Raw genomic sequence first — 18,114 nt, 5'->3', positions numbered from 1 at the left:
GGGGCCTGCCGTGGGCGCGCGGGTGCGGAGAGGCAGAACCGGCCGGGCGCCGTGTCAGCGGCAGCAGTCCGGTTCCAGGCCGGTCGGCAGCCGCTCGCCGCTGAAGACCGCGGTGGTCGCCTCGTCCCCTCCGAGCGCGGCCACCGCCAGCAGCAGGGAGCCCGCCGTCCAGGTGGTCAGCTCCTCCGGCCAGAAGGCCCGGTTGCCCTCGAAGACGTATCCCGTCCAGTACAACCCGCCCTCCGCGCGCAGATGCTGGACCGACTGGAGGATCTCCAGCGCCCGGTCCGACTCCCCCGTCACCCACAGGGCCAGGGCGAGTTCGCAGCTCTCGCCGCCGGTCACCCAGGGGTTGGGCAGCACGCAGCGCACCCCGAGTCCGGGGACGACGAAGCGGTCCCAGCCCTCCTGAATCCGGGCGGTGGCCTGCGTCCCGGTGACCGCTCCGCCGAGGACCGGGTAGTACCAGTCCATCGAGTAGTGGTTCTTGTCGAGGAAGCGCTCCGGGTGGCCGCGGATCGCGTGGGCGAGCGCTCCGGTGGCCAACTCCCAGTCCGGCTGCGGCTCTTCCCGGCGCTCGGCGATGGCCAGCGCGCAGCGCAGGGCCTGGTGGATAGAGGACGAGCCGGTCAGCAGCGCCTCCTTCACGGGCGTGCCGTCGGCTTCCCGCTTCCAGCCGATCTGCCCGCCGGGCTGCTGGAGACCGAGGACGAACTCGATCGCCGCGAAGACCGTGGGCCACATCCGGTCGACGAACGCGTCGTCCCCGGTGGCCAGGTAGTGGTGCCAGACGCCGACGGCCACGTAGGCGCAGAAGTTGCTCTCCAGGCCCCGGTCGGTGGGCTGCCCGGGGTCGCCGTCGTGGTAGGCGGCGTACCAGGAGCCGTCGGCGTTCTGGTTGCGGGCGAGCCAGTCGTAGGCGCGTGCGGCGGCCTCGTGCTCGCCGGCCGCGTCCAGGGCCATCGCGGCCTCCGTGTGGTCCCACGGGTCGAGGTGGTGGCCCCGGTACCAGGGCAGCGCCCCGTCCTCGCGCTGGACGGCGGCGAGCGCGGCGACGGTCTCCGCGGCCTCCGCGGCGGTCAGGACCCCGGGCAGGACGAGGTGTTCGGTCTGTTCGGGTGTGCTCACGCCTCGGCCTTCGGGAGGTGGGGCTTGGTGGCGTAGGCGACGAAGCTCTTGCCGACGACCGGATTGAGGAGCTGCTCCGCGATCCGGGTGGCCATCGGCTTCTTCATGATGTCCCAGACCAGGAGCTTGTGGTAGGCCCGCACCGGCAGGGCCCGGTCGTTGTCGACGCCGAAGGCGCACTTCAGCCACCAGTACGGCGAGTGCAGCGCGTGGGCGTGGTGGGTGCCGTACGGCTTGAGCCCGGCCTCGCGTATCCGGTCCAGGAGCTGGTCGGCCCGGTAGATGCGGATGTGACCGCCCTCGACCTCGTGGTAGGCGTCGGAGAGGGTCCAGCAGACCTTCTCGGGGCCGTAGCGCGGGACCGTGACGGCGATGCGGCCACCGGGCTTGAGGACCCGGACCATCTCGGCGAGGACGCCCTTGTCGTCGGGGATGTGCTCCATGACCTCGGAGATGATCACCACGTCGAAGGAGGCGTCGGGGAACGGCAGGTTGAGGGCGTCGCCCTCCATCGCGGTCGCGGTGGCGCCCTCGGGGGCCTCGCCGGCCTCCTCCATCGCGGCGAACCACGTGGCGACCTCGCGGATCTCCTCGCTGTTCCGGTCGAGGGCGACGACCCGCGCACCGCGCCGGTAGCACTCGAAGGCGTGTCGGCCGGCACCGCAGCCCAGGTCGAGCACTCGGTCGCCGGCGGCGAGCGGGAAGCGGGTGAAGTCGACGGTCAGCACGGGGGCCTGCCTTCGAGGTCGGAGGTACGGGTTCCGGTCAGTGGGGCCACGGTCACCTGCGGGCCCCGCGGGAGGCGATCGCCTGACGGTACAGCTCGGCCGTGCCCGCCGCGGCCCTGGCCCAGGTGAACCGGTCCAGCACCCGCGCCCGGCCCGCCGCCCCGAGCCGGGCGCGCAGCTCCGGGTCTGCCAGCAGCCGGGCGAGCGCACCGGCCAGCGCGTCCGGGTCGCCGGGCGGCACGGCCAGGCAGGTCTCCCCGTCGCGGCCGGAGACCTCGGGGATCGCGCCGCCGGTGGTGGCGACCAGCGGGGTGCCCGTGGCCATGGCCTCGGCGGCGGGCAGCGAGAACCCCTCGTAGAGCGAGGGCACGCAGGAGATCTGGGCGCTGCGCACCAGGTCGACCAGTTCGGCGTCGCTGATGCCCTTGACGAACTCGACGGCGTCCCCGAGCCCGTGCCGCTCGATGGCGCGGGCCACCGGCCCGTCCTCCGCGCGCTTGCCGACGACGACGAGGTGGGCGGCGGGGTTCCCGGTACGGAGCTTGGCGAGCGCGTCGACGAGGTGGACGAGCCCCTTGAGCGGGACGTCGGCGCTGGACGTGGTGACGATGCGGCCGGGCACCTCGGCGACGGAGGGGTCGGGCGACCACAGGTCCGTGTCGGCGCCGATGTGCACGACGCTGATCCGGTCCGGGCGCACGCCCAGATCCTCGACGATCTCGTCGCGGGAGGACCCGGAGACGGTCAGGACGGTGTCCAACTTGCGGGCGACCCGCTTCTGCATCCGGGTGAAGGCGTACCAGCGGCGTACGGAGGCCCTGCGGCGGCGGCCGGCGGCGGCCGCCAGGTCGAGCCTGCGGTCCACGGTGATCGGGTGGTGGATCGTCGTGACGAGCGGGGCCCCGAGGTCGCCGAGGAGCCCGTAGCCGAGGGTCTGGTTGTCGTGGACGACGTCGAACTCGCCGCGCCGCTCCCGTAGATGGCGGCGGGCGCGGAGGCTGAAGGTGAGCGGTTCCGGGAAGCCGCCGGTCCGCATGGTGGCGACCTCGGCCAGGTCGATCCAGTCCCGGTACTCGCCGCGCCCCGGCGTCCGGAAGGGGTCGGGCTGCCGGTAGAGGTCGAGGCTGGGCAGCTCGGTGAGCGGTACGCCTTCGTCGAGCACCGGGTAGGGCTGCGCGCCGATCACTTCGACACGGTGGCCCAGCCGGGCCAGCTCACGTCCGAGGTGGCGGACGTACACCCCCTGGCCACCGCAGAACGGGTTGCCCTTGTAGGTGAGGAGCGCGATGCGCAACGGCCGGTCGCCGGCTCCGGCGGAGCTGCCGCCGCCTGTGCGGGGGCCCGTCTCTACGGCCTCAGCGGTCACACTCGGCCCCCTTCTGACTGCGTGTTCGCCGGAGCGTAACCGGTCGCGCTAATCTAGAACAAGTTACAGACTTGGTCGTGCGGCGTGCCTCGAATCTACCGGCAGGTAGCGTCGGCGTGACGGCCGGATCAGGTGATTCGCACCACGGCGGAAGCCCTGGCATGCTGTGCGCGCCCGGGACGCCCGTCCGTCCGCTCCGGATGCCGGGAGACCGGCCATGGATCATGGATGGTGACAGCATGACCGCGGACGCCAGACCGGCGGCGACTCCGTTGACCGAACGGCAGGAGGCCCGCCGCCGCCGCATCCTGCACGCCAGCGCCCTGCTCGCCGGCCGGGGCGGATTCGAGGCGGTGCAGATGCGCGAGGTGGCCGAGGCCGCCGAAGTCGCGCTCGGCACCCTCTACCGCTACTTCCCCTCCAAGATCCACCTGTTGGTCGCCACCATGCAGGACCAGCTCCAGCATCTGCACGCCACCCTCCGCAAGCGCCCCCCGGCCGGCGACGACGCGTCCCAGAGGGCGGCCGAAACCCTGATGCGCGCCTTCCGCGCCCTCCAGCGCCGACCGCACCTGGCCGACGCCATGGTCCGCGCCCTCACCTTCGCGGACCGCAGCGTCAGCCCGGAGGTCGATGCCGTCTCCCGGCTGACCACGGCGATCATCCTGGACGCGACGGGCCTGGAGCACCCGACGCCCGAGCAGCTCTCCGCCGTCCGGGTGATCGAGCACACATGGCACTCGGCGCTGATCTCCTGGCTGTCGGGGCGGGCGTCGATCGCCCAGGTCGGGATCGACATCGAGACGGCCTGCCGCCTCATCGACCTGACGGCGGGGCCGGAGCGGGCCTGATTCCCCGCGCGGGCGGGGACCGCGCCCCGCGACGCCCCACGCGCCGGGTGGCCCTCCGGGGCCCCGGGCGTCCGCCGGGCCCCGGGCCGCCCCCCGCGGCCCGGTAGAGTGGGCAGGTCGTCATCATGCCCGTCCAGGGGGAAGCCGGTCCGCGTCCGGCGCTGCGCCCCAGCCGTGAACCGTCCCGTCCGACGGCAGCCGGACCGCCCTCCTGGCGGAGCGTGACCGGCTCGGGCCACCGGAACCCCGGTGGCCGGCACCGTCGAGGCATACGGGGCCGGAGCCCGGCGCCCTCGTGCGCCGGCGGAGTCCGGCCCCCGCAGGAGAGGCCCAGCCAGCCATGACCGTACGCCGCAGCGCAGCCGCGCTCGCGACCACCGCCCTGCTCCTGGGCGCGGCGGCGCCCGCAGCGGTCGCCGCACCGAGCCCCTCCCCGTCGGTCCAGCTGCCGCCGGGGCTCTACGGCACCACGGACCCGACGTACGACGGGGTCTGGCGCCAGTCGCTGGCCTTCCTCGCCCAGAAGATCGAGTACGTGACGCCGGCCACCGCCGCGGTGGACTGGCTGGTGGGCCAGCAGTGCGAGAGCGGTGCGTTCGCCTCGTACCGGGACGCCTCCGAGCCCTGTGACGCGTCGACCGTGATGGACACCAACGCCACCGCCGCCGCCGTGCAGGCCCTCGTCGAGGTGAACCAGCACCGCGACGCCGCGGACAACGGCGCGGACTGGCTCAAGTCCGTGCAGAACGACGACGGCGGCTGGGGCTACAACCCCGGCAGCCCGAGCGACGCGAACTCCACCTCCGTCGTGATCGGCGCGCTCGCCCGCACCGGCGTCCCCGTCAGCGAGCTCACCACCGCCGACGGAAGGACCCCGTACACCGCCCTCCAGGCGCTGGCCATCCCCTGCGGGAAGGAGGACGGCGGCGCGTTCGCCTACCAGCCTGGCAAGAAGGGCGAGCTCGTCGCCAACCTGGACGCCTCGGCGGCCGCGGTCCTCGGTCTCCAGGGCAAGGGCATGGCCGTCGGGAACGCCAACGCGGTGAAGGACCCGGTCTGCACGGAGGGCGACGACCTCAGCCCCGAGCAGAGCGCCCAGAACGGCGCCTCGTTCCTTGCGAAGACTCTGAAGGAGTCGCCGTACCTGCGGCAGCCCCCGATGCCCGGTGCGGAGGACAGCGCCCCGCAGCCCGACTACGGCAACACGGCGGACGCGGTCGTCGCGCTCGCCGCCGCCGGCCACAAGGACAAGGCGGAGGCGTCCGTCGCCTGGCTGGAGAAGAACGCCGGGAGCTGGGCGCAGCAGGGCGGCCCGGCCGCCACCGCCCAGTTGATCTTCGCGGCGCACGCCACCGACGCGGACGCCCGCAGTTTCGGCGGTGCCGACCTCGTCAAGCAGCTCAACGAGACCGGTCCCGCCCCGGCCGCCACCGCGGCGCCCTCGGCGGAGCCGACCGGTGCGCAGCCCTCCAGCGGCACCAGCAGCGACGACGCCGGGCTCGGCCTGTGGTGGCTGGTGGGCATCGGTCTCCTCTCCGGCGTGGGCATCGGATTCCTGCTCAGCATGCGCCGGAAGAAGCAGCAGCCGTGAGGCGTGCCGGAGCGCGGGGGCGGCCGGCGTCCCCGGCCGTGGCGCTGCTGACCGCTCTGGCCGCGGCGGCGGTCGTCCTGCTGGGCGCGGGCAGCGCAGAGGCGGCCGGCTACCGCTACTGGTCCTTCTGGGAGGGCCAGGGCGAGAACTGGGAGTACGCCGCCCAGGGGCCGTCCCTGCTGCGTCCGGACGACGGCACGGTCCAGGGCTTCCGGTTCGCCGTGAGCGAGGACGCGAGCGACGCGGCCCAGCCGCGCCGTGCCCCCGACTTCGGATCGATCTGCGCGGGCGCCCCGGCGCGGGACGGCGCCAAGCGGGTGGCGCTGGTGATCGACTTCGGGACCGGGGCGCACGCCCCGGACGGGGAGGAGCCGCCCGCGCCGCGCACGGCGTGCGCGCGGGTCGCTCCGGACGCGAGCAGCGCGGACGCCCTCGCCTCTGTGGCGAAGCCGCTGCGGTACGACAGCAGCGCGATGCTCTGTGCGATCTCCGGCTATCCAAAATCGGGCTGCGGCGAGCAGGTCTCCGGTGACGGCAGCGCGGAGCCGTCCGCCTCCGCTCCCGGGCAGGACGGCGGTGCCGGGGACGGCTCCGGAGACGAGACCGCTGCCGGCACGGGCCCGGACGACGGGGGCGGCGGGGGCCCGTCCGCCGGTCTGCTCGTCGGCGTCGCCGCGGTCCTGCTGCTGGGGCTCGCCGCCGTGGTCCAGGCCCGCCGCCGCCGGTGACCGCGTCCCCGCGCCCGGCCCGGCTGCTGCACCGCGCTCTGCGCCCGCCGGAGGCGGACCGCGGCAACGCGCTGCCCGCCGGGGCGTGGTGGCTGTGGGCGCTGGGGCTCGCCACCGCGGCCTCCCGCACGACGAACCCGCTGCTGCTCGGCCTGCTGGTGGGCGTGGCGGGTTATGTGGTGGCGGCCCGGCGCACGGACGCGCCGTGGGCCCGTTCCTATGGGGCGTTCGTCAAGCTGGGGCTGTTCGTCGTGGCGCTGCGCCTGGTCTTCTCGGTCTTCCTCGGATCGTCGATCCCCGGCTCGCACACCGTGCTGACGCTCCCCGAACTCCCGCTGCCCGGCTGGGCGCAGGGCGTGCGGATCGGCGGCCGGGTCACCGCGGAGCAGCTGGTCTTCTCGCTGTACGACGGGATGAAGCTGGCGGCGCTGCTGATCTGCGTCGGCGCTGCGAACTCGCTGGCGAACCCGGCCCGGCTGCTGAAGTCCCTGCCCGGCGCGCTGTACGAGGCGGGGGTCGCCGTCGTCGTGGCGATGACGTTCGCTCCGACGATGGTGGCCGACGTGCTGCGGCTGCGCACCGCGCGGCGGCTGCGGGGCCGGCCGACCGGCGGGGTGCGGGCGGTCGCGCAGATCGGGCTGCCGGTGCTGGAGGGGGCGCTGGAGCGGTCGGTGGCCCTGGCCGCGTCGATGGACGCGCGCGGGTACGGGCGGACGGCCCTGGTCCCGGCCGCCGTCCGGCACACCACGAACGTCCTCACCCTGGGCGGGCTCCTCGGGGTGTGCGCGGGCACGTACGGGCTCCTGGCCGCGCAGGGGGCGGTGTACGGGCTGCCGTTGCTGCTGACCGGGCTGGCCGCGGCGATGGCGGGGCTGCGGCTCGGCGGCCGCCGCTCCGTGCGCACCCGCTACCGCCCGGACCGGTGGCGGACACGGGCATGGCTGGTCGCGGGGTCGGGTGCGGCGGTCGCCGCGGCGATGATCTGGGCCGCGGCCGTGGACCCTTCGGCGCTGCGTCCGGGTGTGGTCCCGCTGACCGCCCCGGTGCTGCCGCTGTGGCCGGCCGCCGCGGTGCTGGCCGGGCTGGCGCCCGCCCTGGCCGCCCCCGTACCGCCGTCCCCCGGCCGGGCCAAGAAGCAGGCACGCCGTGCCGAGGATTCGGCGCGTCCCAGCAAGGAGCAGGCGTGATCAGGTTCGAGCGGGTCGCCGTGCGGTACGAGGGCGCGGAGCGGCCCACGCTGTCCGGCGTCGACCTGACCGTCCCCGAGGGCGAACTGGTCCTGCTCGTCGGACCGTCAGGAGTCGGCAAGTCGACGTTGCTGAGCGCGGTGTCCGGCCTCGTCCCGCACTTCACGGGCGGGCTGCTGTCGGGCCGGGTCACGGTGGACGGGCGTGACACCCGTACGCACAAGCCCCGGGAACTGGCGGATCTGGTCGGCACGGTGGGGCAGGACCCGTTGGCCCACTTCGTCACCGACACGGTCGAGGACGAGTTGGCGTACGGCATGGAGTCGCTGGGCCTGGCTCCGGACGTGATGCGCCGCCGGGTCGAGGAGACGCTCGACCTGCTGGGCCTGGCCGAGCTGCGCGACCGGCCGATCGCGACCCTGTCGGGCGGTCAGCAGCAGCGGGTGGCGATCGGTTCGGTGCTCACCCCGCACCCGAAGGTCCTGGTGCTCGACGAGCCGACGTCCGCGCTGGACCCGGCGGCGGCCGAAGAGGTCCTCGCGGTGCTCCAGCGGCTGGTCCACGACCTCGGGACGACCGTGCTGATGGCCGAGCACCGGCTGGAGCGGGTGGTGCAGTACGCGGACCGGGTCGTGCTGCTTCCCGCGCCGGGCGCCGCCCCCGTGACGGGGTCGCCCGCCGAGATCATGAAGGTGTCGCCGGTACGGCCGCCGGTCGCCGAGCTGGGGCTGCTGGCGGGCTGGGACCCGCTGCCGCTGTCGGTGCGGGACGCCCGGCGAGCGGCGGACGGCCTGCGGGCCCGGCTGGCGTCGGCGCGGCCCCCGGCGACGGCTTTCGAGGTCGGGCCTGCTTTGGAGCCGGCCGTGGGCCCGTCGGACCTTGCGGGCGCCGCGGGCTCTTCGGACGCCGCGGGCCCTGGGGCCGCACGTCCCCCGGCCGCTCGACCGCCCGCCGGCCGCGTGAAGCCCGGGAGGCTGGCCCGGTTGCTGGGCCGCCGGGGGCCCGGCGCGTCCGGCGCCCCGGCCGGCGACCCGGTCACCCGGGTCGAGGGGCTCGGGGTGCGGCGCGGCCGGGTGGAGGCGCTGCGGCGGGTGACGTTCACCGTGGCTCCGGGCGAGACGGTGGCCCTGATGGGCCGCAACGGGTCCGGCAAGTCCACGCTGCTCGGCGCGCTCGTCGGCATGGTCGAGCCCACCGCGGGGGCCGTGCTCGTCGGCGGCCTCGCTCCGGCCCGCACGGACCCGCGGGCGATGGTGCGCCGGGTCGGCCTGGTCCCGCAGGAGCCACGCGATCTGCTGTACGCGGACACGGTGGCCGCCGAGTGCGCGGCCGCCGACCGGGACGCGGGCGCGCCGGAGGGCAGTTGCCGGGCCCTCGTGTCGAAGCTGCTGCCGGGCGTCGGGGACGCCGCCCACCCCCGGGACCTCTCCGAGGGCCAGCGGCTCGCCCTGGCCCTGGCGCTCGTCCTGACCGGCCGCCCGCCCCTGTTGCTGCTGGACGAGCCCACGCGCGGCCTGGACTACGCGGCCAAGGCCCGCCTCGTCGGCGTATTGCGAGGCCTGGCGGCCGAGGGCCACGCCATCGTCCTGGCGACCCACGACGTGGAGCTGGCGGCGGAACTGGCACACCGGGTGGTGATCCTCGCCGACGGTGAGGTCGTCGCGGACGGCCCGACCGCGCGGGTGGTCGTCTCCTCCCCCGCGTTCGCCCCGCAGACGGCGAAGGTCCTGGCCCCGCAGGAGTGGCTGACCGTGTCCCAGGTGCGCGGGGCGCTGGACGCGGGCGCATGAGCGGCGGCCGCGGGGGCGGGGAGGCCGGAGGCGGACGGAGCGGGGGGCGGGGGGCCGCGCGGCGAAGACGCTGGAGAGGACCGCGCGGTGCGCGTACGGAAAGGAGCCGGACGGTGAGCGGAGGCACGGGTGAGGGCCGGGCTGCGGGCGTGCGGGAGGGGGCCGCGCGGCCGGTGCGGCTCGGGCCGAAGTCGGTCGCCGCGCTGGCGCTGATCGGGGCGGTGGGCGTGGTCGCCTTCGGGTGGCCGCTGCTGGCCGACGCCGGGTCCGGACTCGCGCACGCGCGGGACGCGCCGTGGCTGTTCGCGGCGCTGCTGCCGCTGCTGGTCGCGGTCGTGGTGGCGACGATCTCCGAGTCCGGCATGGACGCGAAGGCGGTCGCCATGCTCGGCGTGCTGGCGGCGGTGGGCGCCGCGCTGCGCCCGCTGGGCGCGGGGACGGCGGGCCTGGAGCCGATGTTCTTCCTGATGGTGCTGAGCGGCCGGGTGCTGGGCCCCGGCTTCGGATTCGTCCTCGGCTCTGTGACGATGTTCGCCTCCGCGCTGCTCACGGGCGGGGTGGGGCCGTGGATGCCGTTCCAGATGCTGTCGATGGGCTGGTTCACGATGGGCGCGGGACTGTTGCCGGGACCCGACCGGCTGCGCGGCCGGGCTGAGCTGGCGATGCTGGCCGTCTACGGCTTCCTCGCGGCGTTCGCGTACGGCACGGTGATGAACCTGCACGGCTGGACGATCATCACCGGGATGGGGTCGGGCATCTCGTTCGTCGCGGGCGACCCGCTGCACGAGAACCTGGTGCGTTTCCTCGCCTACTGCGCGGCGACCTCCCTCGGCTGGGACCTGGGCCGGGCCGCGCTCACCGTCGTCCTGACGGCAGCGATCGGCCCGACCCTGCTGAAGGCGCTGCGCCGGGCCACCCGCCGGGCCGCCTTCGACGCCCGCCCGGCCTTCGAGCGGCCCGACGCGTGACGCCCTTCGGGACCCCGGCGGTCACCGCCGCCGGCCGACCGTCCTCTCACCCCTGACCGGCGCTCCTCCCGCCCGACGGGCTTCGCCCCGGCGCGGCGCCGGCGCTGTCGATACGAGGCTGAGGACCGGCGGGGTCAGGCGTAGGAGTTCACGCTGACCGGGCGGGTTCCGGTGTAGGGCGTCCAGCCCTGCAACGTGGCGGGCAGGCCCACGCGGCTGTTGCAGTCGATCACCTGGAAGTGCAGGTGGGGGCCGGTTGAGGCGCCCGTGCTGCCCGACCAGCCGACGACCCGGCCCTGCGGAACCCAGGCGCCCGCGTTGTAGATCGCCCGGTTCAGGTGGGCGTAGTGGGTGCACTGGCCGTTCGAGTGCCGGATGATCACCTCTATGCCGTTCTCCCAGTAGGGCGACCAGTCGGAGTAGACGATCGTGCCTCCCTGCGCGGCGGAGACCTCGTAGTTCGCCGGGAGCCCGAAGTCCCAGGCGTACTCGTTGTACGGACCGGTGTGCGAGTACGTGCCCTCCGGGCCCTGGGTGACCGTGTAGGCCTCGCCCGCCGGGTACGGCAACTCGTAGTAGTAGTCCGCGGCCGCGGCCGGGGAGGCTCCCGTCACCGTCACGGCCGCCGCCGTCATCAGCGCACCGGCCATGACCGCAGTTCCGCGCAGGACCCTTTTCGCTCGATTCACGTATTTCTCCAGCCATTAGTTTCGACAGACCCTGACTCCGCGATTCCACTGGTGCGGAGAGAGTGAAGGATCTGGCCTCATGGCCGGTCACGCAAGGGCCCCACGAGTGCCGTCGCGTCCCGTTATTGGTCTTGACCACTGGCTTCTCGGACATACCGGCACACGGCGTCGGCGCAGGCCGAACGGGTGGAGAAGCCCAGTGACGCCATAGCGCCAGGCAGGAAGCCACGTCCGGCGGGGCAGCGTGCGCCCGGCATCCGCACACCGGTCGGCAGCCCCGCCCGCGCGACGCGCTTTTGCACAGGTCAATGAAAGTCGAGCGAGAAATCGGGCCAGTGGCTATTCATCTCGACTTCTTCCGACTTGGCTCCCGACCTATCACGGCCCGGGGCGGAAGCCGCCGGTCAGCTTGCTCTTCGTCCGCCCTTGCCCGCCCTTCTCCCTTTTCCTGAGGGCCTCGGGCCGTCTGGCGGCCTGGCCCGGCGAAAGAAGCTCGGCGATCACGACCCCGTACAGCCCTCAGGGGCCGCCCACCTTCGCCGCGGCCCCGGGCCCGGGCACCGACGCGGGTACGGATTCCGCTACGGGAGGGGACTGCGCGGGGAAGGACGGGACCTCGGGCCGGGGCTCGGCGGACCGCTCGGCGAGGGACCGCGGTTCCGTGGGCCCTCCCCCGTCGGCCCGGTCGGTGGTCAGCGCTCTCGGCCCCGACAGCAGGTAGGTCAGGGCGAAGCCCAGCGCGACGACCAGGGCGCCGCCGACCGCGTCCAGCACCCAGTGGTTGGCGGTGGCCACGATCGCGGCGATGGTGAAGAGCGGGTGCAGCAGCCCCAGCGCCTTCATCCACATCCGCGGGGCGAGCATCACGATCACCACCCCGCACCACAGCGACCAGCCGAAGTGCAGCGACGGCATCGCCGCGTACTGGTTGGTGACGGTGGTCAGCGTCCCGTAGTCGGGCTTCGCGAAGTCCTGCACCCCGTGCACCGTGTCGATGAAGCCGAGGCCGGGCATCAGCCGGGGCGGGGCCAGCGGATAGAGCCAGAAGCCGACGAGCGCCAGCAGGGTGGCGAAGCCGATGGAGGAGCGGACCCACCGGTAGTCCGCGGGCCGCCGCACGTAGAGCACGCCGAGGATCGTCAACGGGACGATGAAGTGGAACGTGAGGTAGTAGTAGTCGAAGAACTCGCTCAGCCACGTGATCCGGACGACCGTGTGGTTGACCCAGTGCTCGATGTCGATGTGCAGCCACTGCTCGATCGCGTGGATCTGCCGGCCGTGCTCCTCTGCGAGCGGGCGGCCCGCGGTGGCGGCGAGGCGGACCTGCGCGTAGGCGGAGTAGACGACCCGGATGAGCAGGAGCTCCAGCAGCAGGTTGGGGCGGCTGAGCACCCGCCTCCAGAACGGCAGGAGGGGCACCCGCCGCCAGCGTGCGGCGACCGGCTTCGCGTGGTCGGTCGGGACCGGGTGCTGCCAGTACGGCGAGGTGCGGAGCAGGAACGGGGCGACGCAGGCCGCTCCGAGGGCCGCGAGGAGCAGCACGTTGTCGCGTACGGGGAGAAGCGTCTCGATGTTCGGCAGCAGCATCGTTCCCGGCAGGGTGACGGCCAGGACCACGACCGCCGGCCAGACCAGCCGGTCGGCAGCCTGCTTGCCGACCCTGCCGACGCCCGCGAGGAGCACCCACAGCAGCTGGTGCTGCCAGGCGGTCGGCGATACGGCCACCACGACGCAGCCGGTCACGGCCACGGCGAGGAGGAGCTGCCCGTCCCGCGCGTACCGCACGGCGCGGCGCAGTCCGAGGACCACGACGACGGCGGCGAGCGCGAGGAACACGGCCGTCTCCAGGGGGCCTTCGAACCCGAGCCGGAGCAGCGCCCCGTGCAGGGACTGGTTGGCGAGGCTGTCCGGCCGCTCCCCCAGCCCGGCGCCCCCGGCATGGTGCAGCCAGTACGTCCACGAGTCCTTCGGCGCCAGGGCCCAGGCGGCGGCCGTGGCCAGTGCGAAGGCCGCCCCCGCGCTCCCCGCGGCCCGCCGCCTGCCGGTCAGCCAGAGCAGGACGGCGAAGAGCAGCAACACCGGCTGGAGCGCGGCGGCGAGCCCGGCCAGAACGCCCGCAGCCCGGTGCTCCCGGACGACGAAGCAGGCCAGGAGCACCAGCAGGACCGGCAGGACGCTGGTCTGCCCGAGGTGCAGGGCGTTGCGGACCGGCAGCGACAGCAGAAGCAGGATGATCGCGACGGGGGCCGCGAACAGGGCCGTCCGCCGGCCGGCCGGCCGGGGCAGGGCGCGGGCCGCGACGACGCCGAGCGCGACGACCAGCAGGAGGGAGCCGAGCGTCCACGCGACGCCGAGCGCCTGCTGGGCCGAGGCGGTGAGAGGTTTCAGCACAAGACCGGCGAAGGGCGTTCCCGTGAAACGGCCGCCGTCGTACAGCGAGCCAGTCGACCGCAGGACTCCGTTCTCCCCGGTCCAGGCCTCCAGGTCGAGGAACCGTTCCCCCGGCGGCTGTCGGAGCACCACCGTCGCCTGCCGTACCGCGAGCACGGCCACGACCAGCCAGAGAACGACCCGGGCCGCCCCGGTCCTCGTCCCCTCCTCCGCCGCCGCGCCACCGCGCACACTGTGATCCGCATTCGCCACGCTGCGCCGCCCCTCCCGCCGTCCCATGCACCGCCCCTTCCATGAGGAGCCGTGCCGGATGAAGCCTCGCATTGCCCTACGGGGTAGACACAATCAACCCCCTCTTTGCCTGACTGTCATCATGGCTTCCGTCCCGACGCCCGCGGGCCGAGGGCGGCGGCGGGGCACGCGCGGGCGTACGCTGCCGGAGCCGCGTCCGGCGGCGGCCCGGCCCCGCCGCCCCTCCCGGCCGCCGCCTGCCCGGACTGCGCTGCTTCCCCCCTCCACGTAATTCCGTGGCCGTCACGCTGCGGCGAGGGCGAGAATGCGCCCCATGACGTGGACCGTGACCGCCGAGCGCTTCGACTCACCAGACGCGACGGCGTTGCGCCGGGACTACTACGAGGAGGTCGCGAGCCGCTACTGGCTGCGGCAGGCGACCGACGAGGAGATCGCCGCGGGGCTCGCGGACGACGGGGCCGACCTGCTGGCGCCCCCGACCGGGCAGTTCGTCCTCGGCCGCAGAGACGGGACGGCCGCGAGCTGCGCCGGGCTGGTGCTGACGGAGGCCGCCGGAGCGGGAACGGCGGAGCTGACACGGGTCTACGTGCGGCCGGGGTTCCGGGGCACGGGCGGCGGTGGGCTGCTCCTGGCCGCGGTGGAGGAGGCCGCGCGGGGGTTCGGCGTACGGCTGCTGCGGCTGGACACCCGCAACGACCTGGTCGAGGCGCGCGGTCTGTACACGAAGCACGGGTACCGGGAGGTGCCCGCCTTCCACCGCCGCAACCCCTACGCGGAGCGCTGGTTCGCCAAGGAGCTGTGACGCGGAGCGTTCACGGGGCCGGGGGCCCGTGACGGTCGGGGTGGGGGTCGTGGCGGGCGTCGTGGTCCCGCCGGGCCTCGTGGTCGCGGGACGGTTCCGGGGCGCGCGGGCGTTCCTTGCTCGAACCGCTCATCTCGGCGGTCAGCTCGGAGACGAGGTTGACCAGGTCGGTGGGGCGCTCGGGCCCCCACCAGTCGCCGAGGAGCTCGGCGAGGGAGTCCTCGCGTGCCTGGGAGAGCCGGACGACCGCCTCACCCCCCGCGTCGGTGAGGACCATCTGCGGCCCCTCCCGGCGGGCCAGCCCTCGCTCCTCCACCTGCCGGGCCGCCTCGGTGATCACGCGCAGCGGCACGGGGACCGCCTCGGCGAGCCGACCGGGCTCCACAGTGCCGTGCCGCCTGATGCGCAGCAGGAGCCAGGAGGCGGCGGGCAGCAGGTCGTACCCCGCCCTCGCGGTGATCTTCTCGTAGATCTCGCGGCGGCCCTCGCGGGTGGCGAGCGTCGACAGGGCGCGGGCGCACTCGTCGCGGGAGGAGCGCTCGACGGGGTTGGAGGCGAGGGTCTGGCTGGTGTCGGGCGCGGTCACCGAGGTCCGGAGCTTGTCCTCCCGGAGGAACCAGGCGAGGACGAAGGCGAGCGCGACGACCGGGGCGGCATACAGGAAGACGTCCGTGATGGCGGTGGAGTAGGCGCCGAGCACGGACGGGCGCAGGTCCGCGGGCAGGTCCGCGATGGCCCGGGGGTCGGACGCGAGCCGGTCGGCGTCGACGCCGGGCGGCAGCGTACGGCCGGCCAGTACGCCGTCGAGCCGGCCGGTGAGCCGGCCCGTGAAGACGGTGCCGAAGACGGCCACGCCGAACGACGCGCCGATGGAGCGGAAGAACGTGGCCCCGGATGTGGCGACGCCCAGGTCCTGGTAGGAGACCGCGTTCTGCACGACGAGGACGAGCACCTGCATGACGAGGCCGAGCCCGGCGCCGAACACGAAGAAGGAGAGACTCATCTCCCAGGTGGAGCTGGAGGCGTCGAGGCGGTGGAGCAGCAGGAGGCCCACGGCGGTCAGCGCGGTGCCCGAGAGGGGGAACACCTTCCAGCGGCCGGTGCGGCTGACGATCTGCCCGGAGCCGGTCGAGGTGAGCAGCATGCCGAGGACCATGGGCAGCATGTGGACGCCGGACATCGTCGGCGTGATGCCGTGGACCACTTGGAGAAAGGTGGGCAGATAGGTCATCGCCCCGAACATCGCGAAGCCGACGATGAAGCTGATCACGGCGACGAGGCTGAAGGTGCGGATACGGAAGAGTCCCAGCGGCAGGACCGGTTCCGCGGCACGCCGCTCTGCGGCGACGAACGCGGTCAGCAGGACGACGGCGAGCAGCGCGAGCGCGATGATCCGCGCCGACCCCCAGTCCCAGGTCGTACCGCCGAGGGAGGCGATGAGGACCAGGCAGGTGGCGACGGAGGCGATGAGGAAGGTGCCGAGGTAGTCGATGGTGTGCTTCTCCCGGTGGACCGGGATGTGCAGCACGGCCGCGATGACGAGCAGCGCGACGACGCCGATCGGCAGGTTGATGTAGAAGACCCAGCGCCAGCTGAGGTGCTCGGTGAAGAAGCCGCCCAGCAGCGGTCCGAGGACGCTCGTCGCGCCGAAGACGGCACCGAACAGGCCTTGGTACTTGCCGCGCTCTCGGGGCGGGACGATGTCGCCGACGATCGCCATCGACAGCACCATGAGCCCGCCGCCGCCGAGACCCTGCAGGGCCCGGAAACCGATCAGCTGGGGCATGTCCTGGGCGACGCCGCAGAGGGCGGAGCCGACCAGGAAGATGACGATCGCGGTCTGGAAGAGCTTCTTGCGGCCGTACTGGTCGCCGAGCTTGCCCCAGAGCGGGGTCGCCGCGGTCGCCGCCAGCATGTAGGCGGTGACCACCCAGGACAGGTGGTCCATGCCGCCCAGCTCGCTCACGATGGTCGGCAGCGCCGTGGACACGATGGTCTGATCGAGTGCCGCGAGCAGCATGCCCAGGAGCAGGGCGCCGATCGCCACCAGGACCGTCCGGCGGGTCTGCCCTTCACCAGGGGCCGGAGGCGGCGGGCTCAGCTGCTGGGCCATGGGCGTCTCCTCGGTCCGCTGATCCGCTACACCCCCATCCTGGCCGTTTCGCCCCGCTCTGGCCTGCCGGGCGCCGACGGCCCGCGACCCGGCCGGCCGGCGGGCCGTTGGGCTCGCCCGGGGCGGGCTGCATAATCGCAGGCAGTTCAAGGGGAGGGGCCCACGATGACCGGACACGTATGCCCGGAGTGCGGAAGACGGACGGCCGGGACGCCCGGCGCGGCGCACGGGGAGCCGTGCCGCTGCGGCGCGGGCGCGGAGCGGGCGACGCCCGCGCGGGAGCGGGAGCGGGAGCGCGCGGCGGAGATCGCGGCGGCCGAGGACTTCGACCCGCTGCGCATCAGGCCGTACGTGACGCTGCCGAACGACCCGACGCCGGGCGCGGACCCGGCGGACGGGGCCGGGTACGACGGCGCGCCGGAGAGCGGGGCCCCGTACGGCGGCCCGGCGGGGCGCGAGGGGCCGTTCGGCGCACCGGAGGGCGGCGCGGCGCCCGGCGGCGCGGGCTCACACGGCGGCGCGCGGGTAGGCGGCACGCAGGCCGGCGGCGTTCCGTACGAGGGCGCACCGGGAGGCGACAGGCTGCCGCCTCCCGGTGCGCCCGGAGGCGGAGCCCCGTACGCCGGGGCGTCGGGAGGCGGCAGCCCGAACGCCGACGCGTCGGGAGGCGGTGCTCACCGTGCGGGGGAGCCGGACGCGGGGGCGTCCGCGGCGGGCCCCGGGCCGGGGGCCGGCGTTCCGGATGCGGCCACCACCCTGCCGTTGTTCCTGGGCGGCGCCGGGCCCGCGGGGGGCACTGCGGCTGACGGCAGCCGTCGGCGTACGCCCGCCGGAGCCGGGGGCGGGCGCCCCGGCTACGCGGCCGACCCCGTGCAGCCGCGCCGCAGGCGCCCCATCGCCGCCCTCGCCGCAGGGGCGGCCGTGGTCGCCGTGGTCGGCACGGCCGCCTTCGCCGGGGGGCTGTTCGGCGGCGACGACCGTCGTGACGAGGCGCTGCCGGAGGCGACCGCGAGCGTCCCGGACATCGAGGAAGAGCCGGCGGCGTCGGTGGCCCCGTCCCCCTCCCCTTCCGCCGCTCCCTCCCGCAGCCTCTCCCCCTCCCCCACCGTCTCCGCCTCTCCCTCCGCGTCCGCCTCTCCGACGAGGAGCGAGACGGCACGTCCGACCGCCACGACGGCGGCGGCGCCGACGGCGTCGGCCCCGTCCCCCGAAGCCACTGCCGACCGGGCCTCGAAGACGCCGTCCGCCCCCGCGCCCGTGGAACCCGCCGGAGTCTCCCTGCGGCGCGGCGACCACGGCCCGGAGGTCTCCGACCTGCAGAAGCGGCTCATGGAGGTGTGGCTCTACCAGGGGCCGCCGGACGGGAACTACACCGACCGGGTGGAGAACGCGGTGATCATCTACCAGTCGTACAAGTCGATCGAGGGCGACCCCGTCGGCGTGTACGGGCCGAACACGCGGCGCGTCCTGGAGGCGGAGACGCACGGGCGCGGGCGCCGCTGAGCGGGCGCGGGAACCACCGATCCGGGG

Annotated in this window: 14 protein-coding genes; 8 read left to right on the top strand and 6 right to left on the bottom strand. The window is 74.5% G+C overall.

All coding sequences use genetic code 11. The features are described 5' to 3' along the window. Positions 1-54 precede the first annotated feature (54 nt). From V9U70_RS23085 to V9U70_RS23075, 3 genes are read right to left on the bottom strand one after another with little or no spacing between them, the layout of a single operon-like run. A complete protein-coding gene (locus V9U70_RS23085) occupies positions 55-1,128 on the bottom strand; it encodes a prenyltransferase/squalene oxidase repeat-containing protein (protein ID WP_336678131.1) in 1,074 nt (357 codons plus the stop codon). Next, positions 1,125-1,856, bottom strand: coding sequence for a class I SAM-dependent methyltransferase (locus tag V9U70_RS23080; RefSeq protein WP_336678129.1), 732 nt, complete (start codon positions 1,854-1,856; stop codon positions 1,125-1,127). Before V9U70_RS23080 ends, V9U70_RS23085 begins: the two co-directional genes overlap by 4 nt. A 52-nt stretch (positions 1,857-1,908) precedes the next feature. After that, a complete protein-coding gene (locus tag V9U70_RS23075) occupies positions 1,909-3,222 on the bottom strand; it encodes a glycosyltransferase family 4 protein (RefSeq protein ID WP_336678128.1) in 1,314 nt (437 codons plus the stop codon). A gap of 239 nt (positions 3,223-3,461) precedes the next feature. On the opposite strand from V9U70_RS23075, the gene V9U70_RS23070 reads away from it, so the two are divergent. From V9U70_RS23070 to V9U70_RS23045, 6 genes are all read left to right on the top strand, one after another. Further along, positions 3,462-4,073, top strand: a complete 612-nt coding sequence (locus tag V9U70_RS23070) for a TetR family transcriptional regulator (protein ID WP_336678126.1) — start codon at positions 3,462-3,464, stop codon at positions 4,071-4,073. A 340-nt stretch (positions 4,074-4,413) separates the two neighbouring features. Continuing rightward, on the top strand, positions 4,414-5,664 hold the full coding sequence (locus V9U70_RS23065; RefSeq protein WP_336678124.1) for a prenyltransferase/squalene oxidase repeat-containing protein: 1,251 nt from the start codon (positions 4,414-4,416) through the stop codon (positions 5,662-5,664). Further along, the gene (locus V9U70_RS30635; protein WP_419724014.1) at positions 5,661-6,392 is read left to right on the top strand and encodes an SCO2322 family protein; all 732 of its coding nucleotides are present in this window, start codon (positions 5,661-5,663) and stop codon (positions 6,390-6,392) included. Before V9U70_RS23065 ends, V9U70_RS30635 begins: the two co-directional genes overlap by 4 nt. Beyond that, positions 6,389-7,579 (top strand): energy-coupling factor transporter transmembrane component T family protein, encoded by a 1,191-nt coding sequence (locus V9U70_RS23055; protein ID WP_336678122.1) that lies wholly within the window; start codon positions 6,389-6,391, stop codon positions 7,577-7,579. Before V9U70_RS30635 ends, V9U70_RS23055 begins: the two co-directional genes overlap by 4 nt. Further along, positions 7,576-9,369, top strand: a complete 1,794-nt coding sequence (locus tag V9U70_RS23050; protein WP_336678120.1) for an ABC transporter ATP-binding protein — start codon at positions 7,576-7,578, stop codon at positions 9,367-9,369. Before V9U70_RS23055 ends, V9U70_RS23050 begins: the two co-directional genes overlap by 4 nt. 113 nt (positions 9,370-9,482) lie before the next feature. Then, positions 9,483-10,337 (top strand): ECF transporter S component, encoded by an 855-nt coding sequence (locus tag V9U70_RS23045; RefSeq protein WP_336678118.1) that lies wholly within the window; start codon positions 9,483-9,485, stop codon positions 10,335-10,337. A gap of 134 nt (positions 10,338-10,471) precedes the next feature. Here V9U70_RS23045 and V9U70_RS23040 read toward each other — a convergent pair whose 3' ends face one another. Next, positions 10,472-10,987 carry a M23 family metallopeptidase gene (locus V9U70_RS23040; RefSeq protein ID WP_336678116.1) on the bottom strand — a complete coding sequence of 172 codons (516 nt, stop codon included), beginning with the start codon at positions 10,985-10,987 and terminating at the stop codon, positions 10,472-10,474. A gap of 558 nt (positions 10,988-11,545) precedes the next feature. Next, positions 11,546-13,696, bottom strand: coding sequence for a phosphatase PAP2 family protein (locus V9U70_RS23035; protein WP_336678114.1), 2,151 nt, complete (start codon positions 13,694-13,696; stop codon positions 11,546-11,548). Between the two features lie 286 nt (positions 13,697-13,982). Between V9U70_RS23035 and V9U70_RS23030 the strand changes: the two genes are divergently transcribed. Continuing rightward, positions 13,983-14,471, top strand: coding sequence for a GNAT family N-acetyltransferase (locus V9U70_RS23030; protein WP_336678112.1), 489 nt, complete (start codon positions 13,983-13,985; stop codon positions 14,469-14,471). 10 nt (positions 14,472-14,481) lie between these two features. Here the strand turns inward: V9U70_RS23030 and V9U70_RS23025 are convergent, their stop codons facing one another. After that, complete coding sequence (locus tag V9U70_RS23025; protein WP_336678111.1) at positions 14,482-16,584, bottom strand: MDR family MFS transporter; 2,103 nt, start codon at positions 16,582-16,584, stop codon at positions 14,482-14,484. 165 nt (positions 16,585-16,749) lie between these two features. Here V9U70_RS23025 and V9U70_RS23020 point away from each other — a divergent pair, with 165 nt between their 5' ends. Then, positions 16,750-18,087, top strand: coding sequence for a peptidoglycan-binding domain-containing protein (locus V9U70_RS23020; RefSeq protein WP_336678110.1), 1,338 nt, complete (start codon positions 16,750-16,752; stop codon positions 18,085-18,087). The last annotated feature ends 27 nt before the right edge of the window (positions 18,088-18,114 follow it).

The organism is Streptomyces pratensis (assembly GCF_037137275.1).
GTDB lineage: Bacteria > Actinomycetota > Actinomycetes > Streptomycetales > Streptomycetaceae > Streptomyces > Streptomyces pratensis_B.
Note: the sequence above shows the minus strand (reverse complement) of the source record. Positions and strands in the feature narration are given on the sequence as shown.